Annotated in this window: 10 protein-coding genes; 4 read left to right on the top strand and 6 right to left on the bottom strand. The window is 71.6% G+C overall.

The features are described 5' to 3' along the window. Positions 1–36: 36 nt before the first annotated feature. From K338_RS25690 to K338_RS24730, 4 genes are read right to left on the bottom strand one after another with little or no spacing between them, the layout of a single operon-like run. Complete coding sequence (locus tag K338_RS25690) at positions 37–1137, bottom strand: DinB family protein (RefSeq protein WP_022919124.1); 1101 nt, start codon at positions 1135–1137, stop codon at positions 37–39. Positions 1138–1164: 27 nt separating this feature from the next. Then, positions 1165–1851 (bottom strand): hypothetical protein, encoded by a 687-nt coding sequence (locus K338_RS0115735; protein WP_022919123.1) that lies wholly within the window; start codon positions 1849–1851, stop codon positions 1165–1167. Between the two features lie 45 nt (positions 1852–1896). Beyond that, a complete protein-coding gene (locus K338_RS0115730; RefSeq protein WP_027286923.1) occupies positions 1897–2784 on the bottom strand; it encodes an alpha/beta fold hydrolase in 888 nt (295 codons plus the stop codon). Then, positions 2781–3359, bottom strand: coding sequence for a TetR/AcrR family transcriptional regulator (locus K338_RS24730; protein WP_022919122.1), 579 nt, complete (start codon positions 3357–3359; stop codon positions 2781–2783). The genes K338_RS0115730 and K338_RS24730 overlap by 4 nt, the downstream gene beginning before the upstream one ends. Before the next feature lie 165 nt (positions 3360–3524). Here K338_RS24730 and K338_RS0115720 point away from each other — a divergent pair, with 165 nt between their 5' ends. Further along, the gene (locus K338_RS0115720) at positions 3525–7058 is read left to right on the top strand and encodes a hydantoinase B/oxoprolinase family protein (RefSeq protein WP_022919121.1); all 3534 of its coding nucleotides are present in this window, start codon (positions 3525–3527) and stop codon (positions 7056–7058) included. Between the two features lie 51 nt (positions 7059–7109). Here the strand turns inward: K338_RS0115720 and K338_RS0115715 are convergent, their stop codons facing one another. Continuing rightward, positions 7110–7997, bottom strand: coding sequence for a hypothetical protein (locus K338_RS0115715; protein ID WP_157612534.1), 888 nt, complete (start codon positions 7995–7997; stop codon positions 7110–7112). A gap of 96 nt (positions 7998–8093) precedes the next feature. On the opposite strand from K338_RS0115715, the gene K338_RS0115710 reads away from it, so the two are divergent. Beyond that, complete coding sequence (locus tag K338_RS0115710; RefSeq protein WP_022919119.1) at positions 8094–9299, top strand: aspartate transaminase; 1206 nt, start codon at positions 8094–8096, stop codon at positions 9297–9299. A 46-nt stretch (positions 9300–9345) separates the two neighbouring features. Here K338_RS0115710 and K338_RS0115705 read toward each other — a convergent pair whose 3' ends face one another. Continuing rightward, positions 9346–10233: an AraC family transcriptional regulator gene (locus K338_RS0115705; RefSeq protein ID WP_022919118.1), complete on the bottom strand. Its 888-nt coding sequence runs from the start codon at positions 10231–10233 to the stop codon at positions 9346–9348. An 80-nt stretch (positions 10234–10313) separates the two neighbouring features. Here K338_RS0115705 and K338_RS23265 point away from each other — a divergent pair, with 80 nt between their 5' ends. Together K338_RS23265 and K338_RS0115695 are read left to right on the top strand one after the other, a co-directional pair. Next, entirely contained in the window at positions 10314–13784 is a 3471-nt protein-coding gene (locus tag K338_RS23265; RefSeq protein WP_022919117.1) for a DUF5107 domain-containing protein, read from the top strand. Then, on the top strand, positions 13781–15079 hold the full coding sequence (locus tag K338_RS0115695; protein ID WP_022919116.1) for a cellulase-like family protein: 1299 nt from the start codon (positions 13781–13783) through the stop codon (positions 15077–15079). The genes K338_RS23265 and K338_RS0115695 overlap by 4 nt, the downstream gene beginning before the upstream one ends. The last annotated feature ends 38 nt before the right edge of the window (positions 15080–15117 follow it).

The following is a 15117-nucleotide window of genomic DNA, read 5'->3' as shown; positions in this document are numbered from 1 at the left end:
AATGCCGCAGCGAGCACCAGGTCGTTGGTTGGAAACTCAGACCAGCCGGGCCACGAGGTAGACCACCCAGCACGCCACAGCAGCGTAGGCGAAACCGTTCACGATCTGACGGCGTAGTGACAGCGCCCAGGTGAGCGCCACCCCGGCGATCAGGGCCCAGCAGGCGGGCACGGTCCAGCGCACCAGAAACGCCCTGAACCCCGTGCCGGTGACGGTCGGTGGCACCACGGTGACGTACGCGACAGCGAGCACGGCGCAGATGATCGCGACCAGCAGGCCCAGCACCCGGCGGTGCCGGTTGGCGAATGCCTGGATCGGTGGCTCAGGAACCTCGCCGGACTCCGGCGCTTCCGCGGAAGCGCCGCCCGCAGCGCCCGGCGCGGGCTCCTGGGGCGCGGCCACCTCCGGCGACCCAGCACCGACCTCGGACTGCTCGGCCACCACGCCAGGTGACGTAGCCTCACCGCCGGAGGTCCCGCCGTCCAGAACTTGCTCCGCCGCACCCGCCTCCTGCAGCACCTCGGCCCGCGGGCGGGTGTCCTGCAGCGCCTCGGGCAGCGAGTCCGAGCCGTCCGTGGCTCCCGCGGAAGCGCCAGGCGGCTCGCCGCTGACGTCCCAGAGGTGGTGCACCAGATCGTGCACCAGGTACTGCATCAGCGTGGTGACGGTGAACGCTGCACCGTCGCTGCGCAGCCCGCGGCGGCCGGCCGACTCCGGCGGCACCGCCTCCACTGCCGCAGCGAGGGTCTCGGCGGAGGCGAGGATCTCGGCGCCCACGGTCTCGGGGTCGAGCTCGTGGTACCCGCCGGCCAGCGCCGCCTCGTTCGGGTCCCAGTCGGCAAAGGTGGGTTCGTCCTCGGCGCGGATCAGCGCGAGCCGGTCGGTGAACAGGCGCAGCACGTCCCGAGTGTGGGCGGCGTACTCCAGCGGGGACCAGACCTGCTGCGCGGGCCGGTCGAGCACGTCACCGCGCAGCAGCACCACCGGCCAGACCTGCACCTGGGCGCGAATCACCGCGGGGATCTCCGCCAGGGTGAGCACGCCCGCCTCCAGGGTGCACTGCGGGCAACGTTCGTGCAGCACCCAGGTCCAGTCCTTGGTCTCCGGGGGCACCTCGGGAAGCTCGCTGTCGGGCATGGTCCTCACGGTACCGGGCGGCAGAGGTCAGGAGTCGCCCGGCGCCAGCCCGTCCCACCCCTCGCCTACCTGCATCACCGGCCGTAGGCCCTCGATGACGGCGGTCCACACCTCCTCGTCGATCTCACCTGTGCAGGTGTAGATCAGGTCCAGCCACTGGCTGACCAGCGATCCGTCGTACTGCACGAGGTTGCCGACCCGAGACAGGCCCCGCACCATCTCGTCGCCGGTCTGCCAGTCCCCGGTCACGAGCGTGAGTACCTGGTGCGGGTCGTTGCCCTCCCCTGCGCCCTGTGTGGTGAGGTCGATGTCGGTGGCGTCGTCCGGCGAGGCACCGTTCTCGGCGGCCAGCTGGTCCAGTCGTTGCACCGACGCGGCACGCATATCGTCCACCGCCTCGGTGGTCGTCCCGGCACGGCCGGCGAGCACGCACTCCGGGCTGGTGACGATATCGGCCCACTGATCGGTGAGCTCGGCGGGCATCACGTCGGTGAACCCGGGCGGGGTGGTCAGCGCCCGCACGGTCGGCACGGGGATCTCTCCGCCGGCCGGCGCGTCCGTGGCCGCAGGCCCGGACCCAGTTGCGGCCGCCTCGTCCGGCGCCGGTGACGATGTCTCCTCGGAAGCGCCCGACGAGGTGCAGCCCGCGGCCAGCAGCAGGAGAGCTGCCACACCGATCCGCACCGGGAGGCGGCCCCGCGTGCTGCCCGTCATCTGCGCTCACCCCTTGAAGCATCGCTGCTCTCTGGTCCCCTCACGCTAGCCGGTCAACATGCGACTGAGGAAGCGGAGCTGGTCGGTGATGACCTGGGTGCGGATCTGCGGGTGATAGATCTCGAAGTGGGTACAGGGGTACCCGATCAGCTGGCCGTGCGGAGCGTCGTGGGCCAGCGCAGTGGTCATGTCGCCGACCGTCTCCTGATCGTGCTCGGCGATGCACACCAGCAGCGGCGCGCGGAGCTGGCGGACGTGGTCGCCTGGCTTGTAGCGCATCATCTGCAGCACGCCCCGTGGTGCAATGCGGTTCTGCCAGGTGGGGCTGTGCATCGCCGCGACGGCCTGGCTCGCACCGGCGCTCGCCATGACGGCGACGGCGTTCTCCTCACCCACGGCGGGGATGTAGTAGGGGGACATCCGAAGTGCGCCGCGCACCGTGTCGAGCAGGATCGCGCCGAGCAGGCCGACCGTGGACCTGGCGCTGCGGGGTGGGCCCTGCCCGGCCTTCGGGAAACCGTTGAACGGGACCTGGGTGAGGACGGCGGCGACCCGCGGGTCCTGGGCGGCGGCGGTGATGGCGTGGCCGCCGCCCAGAGAGGAGCCCCACAGCACGATCTGGTCGGCAGCAGCTCTGGGCTCGTCCCGGGCGTGCTGGATGGCGGCCCGGATGTCTTCCAGCTGGGCCGGGATGTCGATCAGCTGGCGCGGTGTGCCCTCGCTCAGCCCGAACCCGCGGTAGTCGAACGTCATCGCGAGGTAGCCGGCATCGGCGAATGCCTCGGCGGCAGCGACCAGGGCGGGCGTGTCCTGCGTCCCGCCAAATCCGGGGCACATCACGACGCAGGGACGAGGGGACGACCCGCCGGGCAGGTACAGGTGCCCGCTGCATTCCGTCCCGGCAACGTCGAAGGTGAGTCGCTCGGTGGTCATGAGCAGCTCGCGGGGGTGAACACCGAGGCGACCACCGGTCGCAGCGCGGCCTCGACATCGACCTCGAGGCGGTAGGTGGTCCGGGCCAAGACCAGACCGTTGAGGGTCACCAGGAGGCGCTCGGCGGCGGCCTCGGGGGCTGGGGCGGCATGCTGGAGGGCCGCAGCAGTGGTGCGGTGCACCTCGGCTGCCGATCGGGCCATCCGGGCCGCTAGCTCGCTGTGCTGGCCGGACTCCAGCAGCAACGCGAACCGGGCCAGGCTCAGCGAACGGCCAGGCCCGGTCAGGAAGTCGATCATCCGCACGCACAGGGCAAGCAGCGAGCGCTCGTCGGTCGCCTGTCCGAGCTCGGCCCTGACCCGGTCGAGCGCCTCGCGGTCCTTCTCGATCAGATGGTCCACGACGCCTAACAGCAGCTCGAACCGGGTCCGGTAGTAGTTCGACGTCGTTCCCGCCGGCACGCGGGCCCGCCGGTCGAGCCCGGCGTGCGTGAGCGCACGTGGGCCGGAGTCGGCCAAGAGCTCCACCGCGGCGTCCAGCAGCCGGGGCCGGTGCCGGGAGACCGTAGGAGCCATCAGGGTTCCCTCCACATCTGGACCCACCCTCGTGCCACTATGTTCATAGTGTATCCGGGATCGCTTCGGCAGGCCATGCTCCACGGCGGCCAGTCTGTGATCGGGAGCAGAGCGGTCCGGTGTTCCGCCCTACGATGTGCACCGGGCGACGTGCGAGGAGGATGCGTGGGCTGGGAGTTCTGGATCGACCGGGGCGGCACGTTCACCGATGTGGTGGCCCGCGCACCCGACGGGCGCCTGCACACCCACAAGCTGCTCTCGGAGGACCCGGAGCGCTACGCCGATGCCGCCGTCGAGGCGATCAGGCGGCTGGCCGGACCAGGTGCGCAGGTGGACACGGTCCGGATGGGCACCACCCTGGCGACGAACGCGCTGCTGGAACGCCGCGGGGAGCCCACTGTGCTGGTCACCACCCGCGGCTTCGCCGATGCGCTGGCGATCGGCTACCAGGACCGGCCGCACATCTTCGCCCGGCACATCGTCCGCGCCGGGGTGCTGCACAGCCAGGTCATCGAGGCGGACGAACGCCTCGCCGCCGACGGCTCCGTGCTCCGCCCGCTCGACGAAGCCGCCCTGACCGCGCAGCTGCGCCGGGCGCGCGCGGCCGGACTGCGGTCGGTGGCGATCGCATTCCTGCACTCCTACCGGGAGCCGCGGCACGAGCTGGCCGCCGCCCGGATCGCCCGCGATCTCGGCTTCGAGCAGGTCTCGGTCTCGGCCGAGGTCAGCCCGCTGATGAAGTTCGTCGCCCGCGCAGACACCACTGTGGTGGACGCCTACCTCTCCCCCGTGATCGATGAGTACATCCGCGGCATCCAGGAGCGCCTGCCGAACACCGAGCTGCTGTTCATGACCTCCGGCGGCGGGCTGGTGCCCGCCGGCTCGTTCCGCGGCAAGGACGCGATCCTCTCCGGCCCGGCCGGTGGGGTGGTCGGTATGGCCCGGGTGGCCGAGGCGGCCGGCTCCGACCGTGCGATCGGGTTCGACATGGGTGGCACCTCCACCGACGTATCGCACTACGCCGGGCAGCTGGAGCGGCAGTTCGAAACCGTGGTGGCCGGGGCTCGGCTGCGCTCACCGATGATGTCCATCCACACAGTGGCCGCCGGCGGCGGGTCGATCCTGCACTATGACGGGTCCCGGTACCGGGTGGGCCCGGACTCCGCCGGCGCCGACCCGGGGCCGGCCGCCTACCGCCGCGGCGGGCCGCTGACGGTCACCGATGCGAACGTGATGCTCGGGAGGATCCAGCCTGAGCACTTCCCGCACGTGTTCGGTGATGGCACCCAGTCGCTGGACGCCGGCGTGGTCCAGCAGCAGTTCACCGAGCTCGCGGAGGAGATCGACGACGGTCGCTCGCCGGAGCAGGTCGCCGCCGGCTTCCTGCAGATCGCCGTGGCGAACATGGCCAGAGCCATCACAGCGATCTCCGTGCAGCGCGGTTACGACGTGACCGGCTACACCCTGGTCACCTTCGGCGGTGCCGGCGGGCAGCACGCCTGCGCAGTGGCCGAGGCGCTCAGTATGCGCCGGGTGCTGATCCACCCGCTGGCAGGGGTGCTGTCCGCCTACGGCATGGGCCTGGCGGACGTGAGCGCGATCCGCAGCCAGGCAGTGGAAGAGCCGCTGACCGATGCTTCGGTGGACCGGCTCGGACCGCTGGTCGCCGACCTGGAGAGCCAGGCGCGCACCGACCTCGACAGTGATCCGGACGACGTGGCCGTGCAGGTGCACCTGCGCTATGCGGGCACGGACACCGCCCTGCAGGTGCCGCTGGGCACCGCTGAGGAGATGACCGCAGCCTTCCAGGCCGCCTACCGGCAGCGGTTCTCCTTCCTCATGCCGGACAAGGAGATCCTGCTCGAAGCGGTCACCGTGGAGCTGACCACCAGTCCGGACACGGCGGACCTGACCCCGGCCGACGCCCTGGGCAGCCAGCGGCCGGCGGCCGGGCAGGTGCCGATGTTCACCGGCGACGCCTGGCAGCAGGTGCCGCTGGTGCAGCGTTCCGCCCTGACCGCGAGCGAGCGGCTGGAGGGCCCGGCGATCATCGCCGAGACGACCTCGACCACGGTCGTCGAGCCGGGCTGGGTGGCCGAGGTGACCACCGAGGGCAACCTGCTGCTCGTTGCCCGGGCGGGCTCCGCCGTCGAGCAGGTCTCCACCGAGCGGGACCCGATGCGCCTGGAGATCTTCAACAACCTGTTCATGTCCGTGGCCGAGCAGATGGGGGTGCGGCTGCAGGGCACGGCGCACTCGGTGAACATCAAGGAGCGGTTGGACTTCTCCTGCGCGGTGTTCGACGGCGAGGGGAACCTGATCGCGAACGCCCCGCACATTCCGGTGCACCTGGGGTCGATGGGCGAGACGATCCGGATCGTCGCCGAGCGCAATGCGGGCACGATGCGCCCCGGGGACGCCTACGCCGTCAACGACCCGTTCCACGGGGGAACGCACCTGCCGGACGTGACCGTGGTGACACCGGTGTTCCTGAATGGCTCGCTGGAGTTCTTCGTCGCCTCCCGCGGCCACCACGCCGAGATCGGCGGCGCCACCCCCGGGTCGATGCCGGCGTTCAGCACCCACCTGGACCAGGAGGGGGTGGTGATCGACAACTGGCTGCTCGCCCGGGACGGGCACCTGCGCGAGGCGGAGACCACCGAGCTGCTCAGCAACGCCCGCTACCCGAGCCGCAACCCGGAGGACAACCTGGCGGACCTGCGCGCGCAGATCGCGGCGAACGAGCGCGGGGTGGCCGAGCTGCGGACCATGGTCGCCGACTACGGGCTGGATGTGGTGCAGGCGTACATGCGGCACGTGCGTGCGAACGCGGCCGAGGCGGTGGCGCGGGTGATCCCCACGCTGACCGGCGGCACCTGGCGGCAGGAGCTGGATGGTGGCGCGGTGATCCAGGTGGCGATCACCATCGACGGCGCAGCTCACCGGGCGAGGATCGACTTCACTGGCACCTCGGCGCAGCTGGGCAGCAACTTCAACGCCCCCTCCGCAGTGGCCAAGGCGGCCGTGCTGTACGTGTTCCGCACCCTGGTGGCCGACGAGATCCCGCTGAACGCCGGGTGCCTGGAACCGCTGGAGATCATCATCCCGGCCGGGTCGATGCTGGCGCCGACCTATCCGGCGGCCGTGGTGGCCGGGAACGTGGAGACCTCGCAGGCGATCACCGCCGCGCTCTACGGGGCGCTCGGGGCGCAGGCCGAGGGAGCGGGCACGATGAACAACGTCACGTTCGGCAACGCGGCGCACCAGCACTACGAGACGGTGGCCAGCGGCTCCGGAGCGGGTCCGGACTTCGACGGCACGGACGTGGTGCAGACGCACATGACCAACTCGCGGCTGACCGACCCGGAGATCCTGGAGTGGCGGATGCCGGTGCGGGTGGAGTCCTTCGAGGTACGGCGCGGCAGCGGCGGCGCCGGCGCGCACCGGGGCGGGGACGGTGCCCGCCGGGTGCTGCAGTTCACCGAGCCGGTCACGCTCACCCTGCTGGCCGGGAACCGGGTGCATGCGCCCTACGGGCTGGCTGGCGGGTCGCCGGGGGCGGTGGGTAAGCAGTGGGTGCGACGGGCGGACGGGTCCCAGACCGAGCTGGCGGGCTGCGACTCGGTGGAGCTGGAGGCCGGGGACGCGCTGGTGCTGCTCACCCCGGGCGGCGGCGGGTACGGGGCGCCGGGAAAGTGACGGTCATACGGCCGCACCTCGGCATATGGCGAAGCTCCGGCCGTATGACCGTCAGTTTGACCGCTGGGCCCAGCCGCAGTAGGAGACGAAGTTCGGGTCTTCCTCCTGCAGGTAGGTGACGAAGTCCCAATCGTCGATCTCGTCGCCGAGCCAGCTCTCGCTGGTGACGATCACCGCGTTGACCTCCGGGGAGGCCGGCTCCATCTCTGGGGCGGTGCGCACCTCGCCGCCGGAGTCGGAGGGCTCGACCATCATCGGGCAGGCGCCGCCCCAGGACGGGAACGGGTCGGTCTGCACCAGCCAGGGCCGGTCGTCGGTGTCGTAGGAGACCTGCACAGTGCGGGTCACCTCGATCCCGGCCCCTTCGGCGCAGGCGGACTGCCAACCCATCTGCGCCTCGTCGATGACCACTCCGACGTCATCGGCCTTCGTGACGGAGTCCACCTGGGTGTCGCAGTCCCCGGAACCGGCCAGCGGGTAGGGCAGCTGGGTGAGCTGCTCACCGTCGTTGAGCCAGACGAACCAGGTGGTGGCCACCCACTGGTAGGTCTCCGGGGCGGTCTCGAAGGAGAAGGACATCGAGGCGACCACGTCCTGGTCCCCGTCGTCGTCGATGTCTACGTAGAGCGGGTCGTCATCGCCGAGCTCGAACTTCCCCTCCCACTGGCCGAACTCGCCGGTGGCCTCGCCGCCTTCCAGCGGCACGTCCACCGGGTCCTGGTACACCGTGGAAAACTGCCACTCCTGCTCGGCCAGGTCCACCTGCTGCGGGTCGAACGGCTCCGGGCTCTCTGACACGCTCGGGCTGCTGCTCGGCTCGCCGGACCCGCCCGGCTCACTGCTCGGTGGCGCAGTCGGGTCAGGCCCCGGACCGTCCCCGGAGCAGCCCCCGGCCAGCACGAGGATGACCGCACCGCAGGCCATGACTGTTCTGCGCATTTCTCTCTCCCCTGGTGTCTGCGTGCCCGGGCAGAGTATCGGCACCGACAACCCCACCGTCCGGGCACCGGCACGCAGAGCCAGTACTCTGACCCGATGGCCATCCCCCTCGCCGACCGTGTCACCAGGATCAAGGAGTCGCCCAGCACTGCTGCCACCCAGCGGGTGCGGGACCTGCGCGCCGAGGGGGTGGACGTGCTCAGCCTGACCGTGGGCGAACCGGACTTCGACACTCCGGACCACGTGAAGGCGGCCGCTGAGGCGGCGATCCGGTCCGGACAGACGAAGTACACCTCGGTCAACGGCACCCCGGAACTGCAGCACGCGATCCTGGACCGGGTCGAACGCCGGATCGGGCTGCGCTACTCCTCCGGTGAGCTGGCCGTGGGCGGCGGCGGGAAGCAGGTGATCTTCCTGGCGCTGATGGCCACCGTGCAAGACGGTGCCGAGGTGATCATTCCCGCGCCCTACTGGGTGTCCTACCCGGACATGGTCGCCGCCAACGACGGCCACCCCGTCATCGTGCCGACCCGGGAGAAGGACGGCTTCCTGCTCACTCCTGAGGCCCTGGCGGAGGCGATCACTGCGCGCACCACGTGGCTGATCCTGAACTCACCGGGCAACCCCACGGGAGCGGTCTACGGCCGTGCCGAGCTGGCGGCGCTGGCCGAGGTGCTGCGCGAGCACCCGCAGGTGAACGTGCTCACCGACGAGATCTACGACGAAATCAGCTTCGGTACCGAGCCGGTACCCGGCCTGCTGCAGGTCGCCCCGGACCTGCGCGACCGGGTGCTGCTGATCAACGGAGTGTCCAAGGCCTACGCGATGACCGGCTGGCGGATCGGCTATGGGGTGGGTCCCGCGCAGCTGGTGAAGGCGATGAACACGCTGCAGTCGCAGGTGTCCACCTGCCCGTCCTCGGTGAGCCAGGCGGCCGCAGCCGCGGCGCTGTCCGGGGACCAGTCGTTCGTCGCGGAGGCGAACGAGATCTACCGGCGCCGCCGGGACCTGGTGGTGGCGGGCATCAACGCGATCCCGGGGCTGGGCTGCACCACGCCAGAGGGTGCCTTCTACGTCTACGTCAGCTGTGGCGACGTTCTCGGCACGACCGCCCCGGACGGTCGGGTGATCGACTCGGACGAGGCGCTGACGCTGTACCTGCTGGACCGTGCCCGGGTGGCCGTGGTGCACGGCGCCGCGTTCGGGCTCTCGCCCTACTTCCGGATCTCCTTCGCCACCAGCGAGGACGTGCTGCACGCTGCGCTGGCGCAGGTCGCCGAGGCGCTCGCCGAGCTGCGCTGACCGGGCGCTGACCGGCGCAGCAGCGAGCCTGCTCGGGTCAGTGCAGCTACGGCACCCGCTCGGCACGGGAGTCGCTGCGGAACCTGGACGGGCTGGCCCCGGAGACGGCTCGGAACTGTCGGGAGAAGTAGAACGGGTCGCTGTACCCCACCGCTCGGGCGACCTCGGCCACAGTCATCTCGCTGCTCACCAGCAGCACCCGCGCGCGGGCCATCCGGATCCGTTTGACGTACTCCAGCACCCCACCCCCGGTGGCGTGGCGAAACAGGGCCGCGAAGTGCGAGACAGACAGCCCCACCCGGGCGGCGAGCTCCGGCACCCGCACCGGCTGGTCGAAGTTCTCCATCAGGTACTCCCGGGCCCGCTGCACCGGGGAGCCGTCGTCCCGTGGGCCGGCGAGCTGGTCGGAGCCGACCTGGGCGAGCACGTGCCAGGCTGCCCCGCTGGCGGCGAGCAGCGCGGGCATCGTCTCGTCCCGCTCCATCGCCTGCACCACCTGCTCCATGCTGCGCGTCACCGGTGCCGGGTCGTGCAGCTGCACCAGGCCGTATCCGCGGCCACTGAGCACCGGCGCCAACAGATCGTCCAGATCCGCACCGGTGGCGTGCAACCACCACAGCGTCCACGGGTCGGTGGCGTCGGCGCGGTACAGGTGCGGCTGTCCCGGTGCGAGCACCAACGCCTGCCCCGGGAGCACCCCCAGCGCCCGATCCTCCAGCTCGCACCAGCCGGCCCCTGCCACGCAGACCAGCACCACAGCCTCCCGCGCCCCCTCCCCGCGGGAGCGCCCATGGTTCGCAGCGTGCGGGAAGTACCCGGCATCGGTGACCAGCAACCTGCCGGTGGCCCCACCGGCCAGCGCTCGGGCCACCAACGGGCGCGGCAGCACCCGCATCCGTTCACCGGGGAACCCGTCCCGTAGGTAGCGCACCATAGCAGAATCATAGGATCGTCCAGGAAGAACCATCGGATCAGCCATTCAGATGCGGCTGTGGCTCGGCCTAGCCTCGTGACATGCTCACCGAGGAGTCCCCCCGTCAGGCCGAACCGGTCGACCTGCCGCCGCGACCCGCTGACCAGACCGGACAGGCGGTCGCCGTCTGGCGCACCGGGCTCACACTGCCGACCTACCTGCCCGAGGAGCCGTCCACGCTGCCGGCCTACCTGGACCAGCGGGTCTACCAGGGCTCCTCGGGGCGGATCTACCCGCTGCCCTTCCATGAACGCATTGCCGCCGACCCCACCACCCGCACCTGGGACGCGATCCACCTGGAGAACGAGTGGCTCCGGGTGGTGGTGCTGCCCGAGCTCGGCGGCCGCGTGCACACGGTGATCGACCGGTCCTCCGGGGTGGACCTGTTCTACAGCAACCCGGTGGTCAAGCCCGCCCTGGTGGGCCTGGCCGGCCCGTGGCTTGCTGGCGGGATCGAGATGAACTGGCCACAGCACCACCGCCCGGCCACGTTCCTGCCCACCGATGCCCACATCGAGAGCCACGAGGACGGTTCGGTGACCGTGTGGTGCTCCGACCACGACCCGTTCGAACGGATGAAGGGGATGCACGGTGTGCACCTGGACCCCGGCAGCGCCGCGCTGGAGCTGCGGGTGCGCCTGTACAACCGCACCCCGCTGACCCAGACGTTCCTGTGGTGGGCGAACGTCGCCGCCCGGGTGCACACCGACTACCAGGCGTTCTTCCCCACCGACGTGTCGATGATCGCCGACCACGCCAAGCGGGCGGTGTGCGCCTACCCGGTGGCGGACCGGCCCTACTACGACCTGGACTACCCGGCCCGCCGGGACCGCACGTTCACCGCCGCCTCCGGGAAGGAGGTCACCGGCGACCGGCTGGACTGGTGGGAGAACATCGTGGTGCCCACCTCCTACATGGTCACCCACACCGACCATGACTTCTTCGGCGGCTACGACCACCGCAGCCAGGTGGGGTTCGTGCACGTGGCCGACCGGCGCGTGGGGGTCGGCAAGAAGCTCTGGACGTGGGGGAACTCCGCGTTCGGGCGCGCCTGGGAGGCGAACCTCGCCGACGACGCTTCGGCGTACGTGGAGCTGATGGCCGGGGTGTTCACCGACAACCAGCCGGACTTCGCCTTCCTCGCCCCCGGGGAGACGAAGGTGTTCCGCCAGCGCTGGTACCCGGTCCGGGACGTGGGCCCGGTGCAGCAGGCCACTGAGGATGCGGCCCTGGCGGCGCGGCGGACCCCGAGCGGGCTGGGTGTGGGGGTGGTGCCTACCCGGCGGCACGAGCGGCTGGAGGTGCTTCTCCTGCCCGACGGCGGAGCTCGCCCTGGCCAGGGTCATTCCGGGGCACAGGGCGCACCTGGGGAGGCCCTCGCCTCCTGGGCCGGTCCCGCCGCACCGGACGAACCGGTCCAGTGGGAGGTGGACCTCACCGAGGTCACGCGCGCCGTGCGGGTGGAGGTGCGCAGCGACGGTCGTCTGCTGCTCGAACACATGCTGCCGGGCGCCGACGGCACTGCCGAGGGCGCCGGTGCCGAGGAGGCGATGCACCCGGCCCGCGAGCCTGCTGCCCCGGAGCAGGTCGGCACAGTCGGCGAGCTGGTGGACATCGCGGGGCACCTGGTGCAGTACCGGCACGCCACCCGCTCCCCGGAGCCGTACTGGGCGGAGGCGCTGCGCCGCGATCCGGAGCACCCAGGGGCGCACACCGCCGTGGGTGTCCGCCGGCTACGGCAAGGGCGCTGGGCCGAGGCGGCCGAGCACCTGCGCCGCGCGGTCGCGGCCCTCACCGCCTACCACCCGACGCCTCCGGACATGAGTGCGCACTACCACCTGGCCCTGGCACTGACCGCCCTCGGTGACCTGGAGGAGGCCTACGACCTGCTCGGCCGCGCCTCCTGGGACCGCCGCTGGCGCGCACCGGCCGGGTACGAGATGGCCCGCCTGGACGCCGCCGCTGGCCGGCACCACGCCGCCCGGGACCGGCTCGCCGACGTGCTGCGCACCGAACCGGAGCACCTGCAGGCGCTCACGCTGGCCGCACTGACCGAACGCCGGCTCGGCCACGAGGATGCGGCGGCCGAGCTGCTGCATCGGGCGAGCAGCATCGACCCGTTGCACTGGTGGACCCGGCATGCCTTCGGCGAGCAGCTCGGCTGCGATGCGCAGACCTGTCTGGACGTGGCCTTGGAGTACGCCGCCACCGGGTACACCACTGAGGCACTGGCGGTGCTGGACCGTGCGCAGGTGCAGGAGGCGACCCGGGTCCGCGGGCAGACCGCTGCCGGGCCGCTGCTCGCCCTGCACCGGGCCGACCTGCTCGCCCAGGCTGGCGACACGGGCGGCGAGGCGACCGCGCTGGCCGCCGCGCAGGCCGCCGACGCCCGCTGGTGCTTCCCCGGGCGAGCCGCGGACGCCGCGATGCTGGAACGCATGGTGGCCCGCCACCCCGACCACGCCCGCGCCTGGGCGCTGCTGGGGCACTGGCGCTACGCCGTCGGCCGGGAGCAGGAGGCGGTGCAGGCCTGGCGCGCCGCAGCTGGCCAGGCGAGCGACGCCGTCGTGAGCAGGAACCTGGGCCTGGCCGCGGTGAACCTCGACGGCGATCTGGCTGCCGCCCGGGAGCACTACGACCGAGCCCTGGCCCAGGACCCGGACGACGCCCGGTTGCTGCTGGAGTCCGACCAGCTGGACCGGCGCCGGCGGGTGGCTGTGGCCGAGCGGATCGCGACGCTGCAGGCCGCCGCCGACCGGGTCGCCGAGCGCGACGACCTGACCACGACGCTGGTCGGCCTGCTGGTCTCCGCCGGGAAGCCCGAGCGTGCCCGCGAGCTGATGACTGGTCGGGTCTTCCAGCCCTGGGAGGGCGGTGAGGGTGAGGTGCTGCGGGCCTGGGAGCGCACCTGCGTAGCGCTCGCCCGGCGCACGCTGGCCGCCGGGGACGCACCCGGCGCCCTGGAGCTGCTCGGTGCGGCGATCGGACCGCCCGCCCACCTGGGTGAGGCGCGACACCCCCTCGCCTCCACCGCCCGGCTACAGCTGCTGCTCGGGGACGCCCACGCCCTGGCCGGGCAGGGCGAGCAGGCAGAGCTCGCCTGGCGCGATGCGGCCGAGCAGGTCGGCGACTTTCGCACGATGAGCGCCGCCCGGCACAGCGAGAACAGCTACTTCTCCGTGCTCGCGCTGCGGCGCCTGGGAGCCGCTGATCGTGCCGAGCACCTGCAGGCGGACCTGGCGGAGTTCACGGCCGAGCTGGCCAGCACCGAGCCACACATCCCCTACTTCGCCACCTCGTTGCCGCAGCTGCTGCTCTTCCCGCCAGACCTGCGCGAGGGACGGGACGTGCAGGTGGCGTTCTTGCGCGCCCAGCTGCACGTGCTCGCCGGTGACCTGGCTGCTGGCCAAGACCAGTTGACCGAGGTGCTCGCGGCGGCGCCCGACCATGCCGAGGCCCACGACCTGCTCGCCGAGCTCTCTGACCGCACCGACCAAGAGAGTGCCCGATGACCTACACCCCGGTGCCCCTGCCCGCCCACCTGCCGGAGAGGCTGACGATCACACTGTGGGACTTCTCCTGGTACGTGCGCACCGGACCGGGTGAGCCGTTCGAAGACCTGGACGCCGCGTTCGCCGCCGCCCGGGAGCGCGGCTACAACACCATCCGGATCTGCGCGATGCCCTACCTGCTGTTCGGCTCCGGTCTGGACACCAGCGCCTTGACCCTGGGCCCGCTGGGCGGCGAGGTCGGGCAGCAGATGCGCTGGTACGACGTGAAGTCGCCGACCACGATCGACGCCCGCGCGCACCTGCTGGAGCTGTTCCGCGCGGCGCAGCGGCACCAGATGTTCGTGATCGTCTCCTCCTGGGAGTATCAGCAGAGCCCAGCGTTTGCCGCCACCGACGAGTGGTACCGGGCCCTGCACGCCGTGGACCCTGAGGACCGTGCCGTGGAGCTGGCGCGGGCGCTGGCGGCACTGGTGGACTTCCTCGACTCTCATGGTCTGGCCGACCGGGTCGCGTTCACCGAGCTGCACAACGAGGTGCAGATCGGGCATCTGACCGCCGGGCTCGGTGCCCGCGGGGCCGAGGCGGTGCCGCTGCTGTCCGACCGGCTGGAGCGGGGACTGGCAGAGTTCCACTCGCTGTGCCCAGGGCTGCCGGTGACGGTGAACTACGCCGAGGTGCCGGTTGCGGCGATGAGCGCGATCCCAGCCAGCGCCGACGTGCTGGTATTCCACCCCTATGTCTACGGCGTGCTGCAGGACCTGATCGACACCTACGGCCTGCGCGGGGAGGTGGGCGACTACGACCAGGCTGCAGCCCGCGCCGACCTGCTCCGCCCGGGGGCGCCGGACCTGGCCGAGTGGGCGCTGCCGCCGGAGCAGGCCTGGCGGCTGGAGGCCTCGATCGTCGCCACACCCGAGATGTACACCCACGACTGGTGCGACCCGGAAGCGTTCGACCGGTGGCTGTACGCGAACTACGGCACCTGGCGGGAACAGATGGCCACGAAGCTCACCCTGTGGCTGGAGGTGGCCGCCGATGCCGCCCGTTCCCGCGGGGTGCCGCTGGTGCTCGGCGAGGGGTGGGTCGGCTACACCCCGCTGCACGGCACGTTCGAGGAGGGCCCGGTCGGTGCCGAGATCTGCCGCCGCGCCGTCGCGGAGTCCGCACGGGTGGGCGCCTGGGGCACGGTCGTGTGCTCCAACGCCGCACCCCAGCACCCGATGTGGGCCGATGTGGCCCTACAGGTGGAGTGCAACGACCTGTTCGCCGCTCGGACAGGAGCATCACCGGCCTGAGCACTCGGCTCGGACCATCGATCAAGCGCCAGCGTCGG

Source organism: Ruania albidiflava DSM 18029 (assembly GCF_000421225.1).
GTDB lineage: Bacteria > Actinomycetota > Actinomycetes > Actinomycetales > Beutenbergiaceae > Ruania > Ruania albidiflava.
This window is presented reverse-complemented; position numbering and strand designations above follow the sequence as displayed.

Coding starts and splice junctions, on each gene's coding strand:
- K338_RS25690 (WP_022919124.1), bottom strand. CDS start 1,137: ATGCCCGACAGCGAGCTTCCCGAGGTGCCCCCGGAGACCAAGGACTGG.
- K338_RS0115735 (WP_022919123.1), bottom strand. CDS start 1,851: ATGACGGGCAGCACGCGGGGCCGCCTCCCGGTGCGGATCGGTGTGGCA.
- K338_RS0115730 (WP_027286923.1), bottom strand. CDS start 2,784: ATGACCACCGAGCGACTCACCTTCGACGTTGCCGGGACGGAATGCAGC.
- K338_RS24730 (WP_022919122.1), bottom strand. CDS start 3,359: ATGGCTCCTACGGTCTCCCGGCACCGGCCCCGGCTGCTGGACGCCGCG.
- K338_RS0115715 (WP_157612534.1), bottom strand. CDS start 7,997: ATGCGCAGAACAGTCATGGCCTGCGGTGCGGTCATCCTCGTGCTGGCC.
- K338_RS0115710 (WP_022919119.1), top strand. CDS start 8,094: ATGGCCATCCCCCTCGCCGACCGTGTCACCAGGATCAAGGAGTCGCCC.
- K338_RS0115705 (WP_022919118.1), bottom strand. CDS start 10,233: ATGGTGCGCTACCTACGGGACGGGTTCCCCGGTGAACGGATGCGGGTG.
- K338_RS23265 (WP_022919117.1), top strand. CDS start 10,314: ATGCTCACCGAGGAGTCCCCCCGTCAGGCCGAACCGGTCGACCTGCCG.
- K338_RS0115695 (WP_022919116.1), top strand. CDS start 13,781: ATGACCTACACCCCGGTGCCCCTGCCCGCCCACCTGCCGGAGAGGCTG.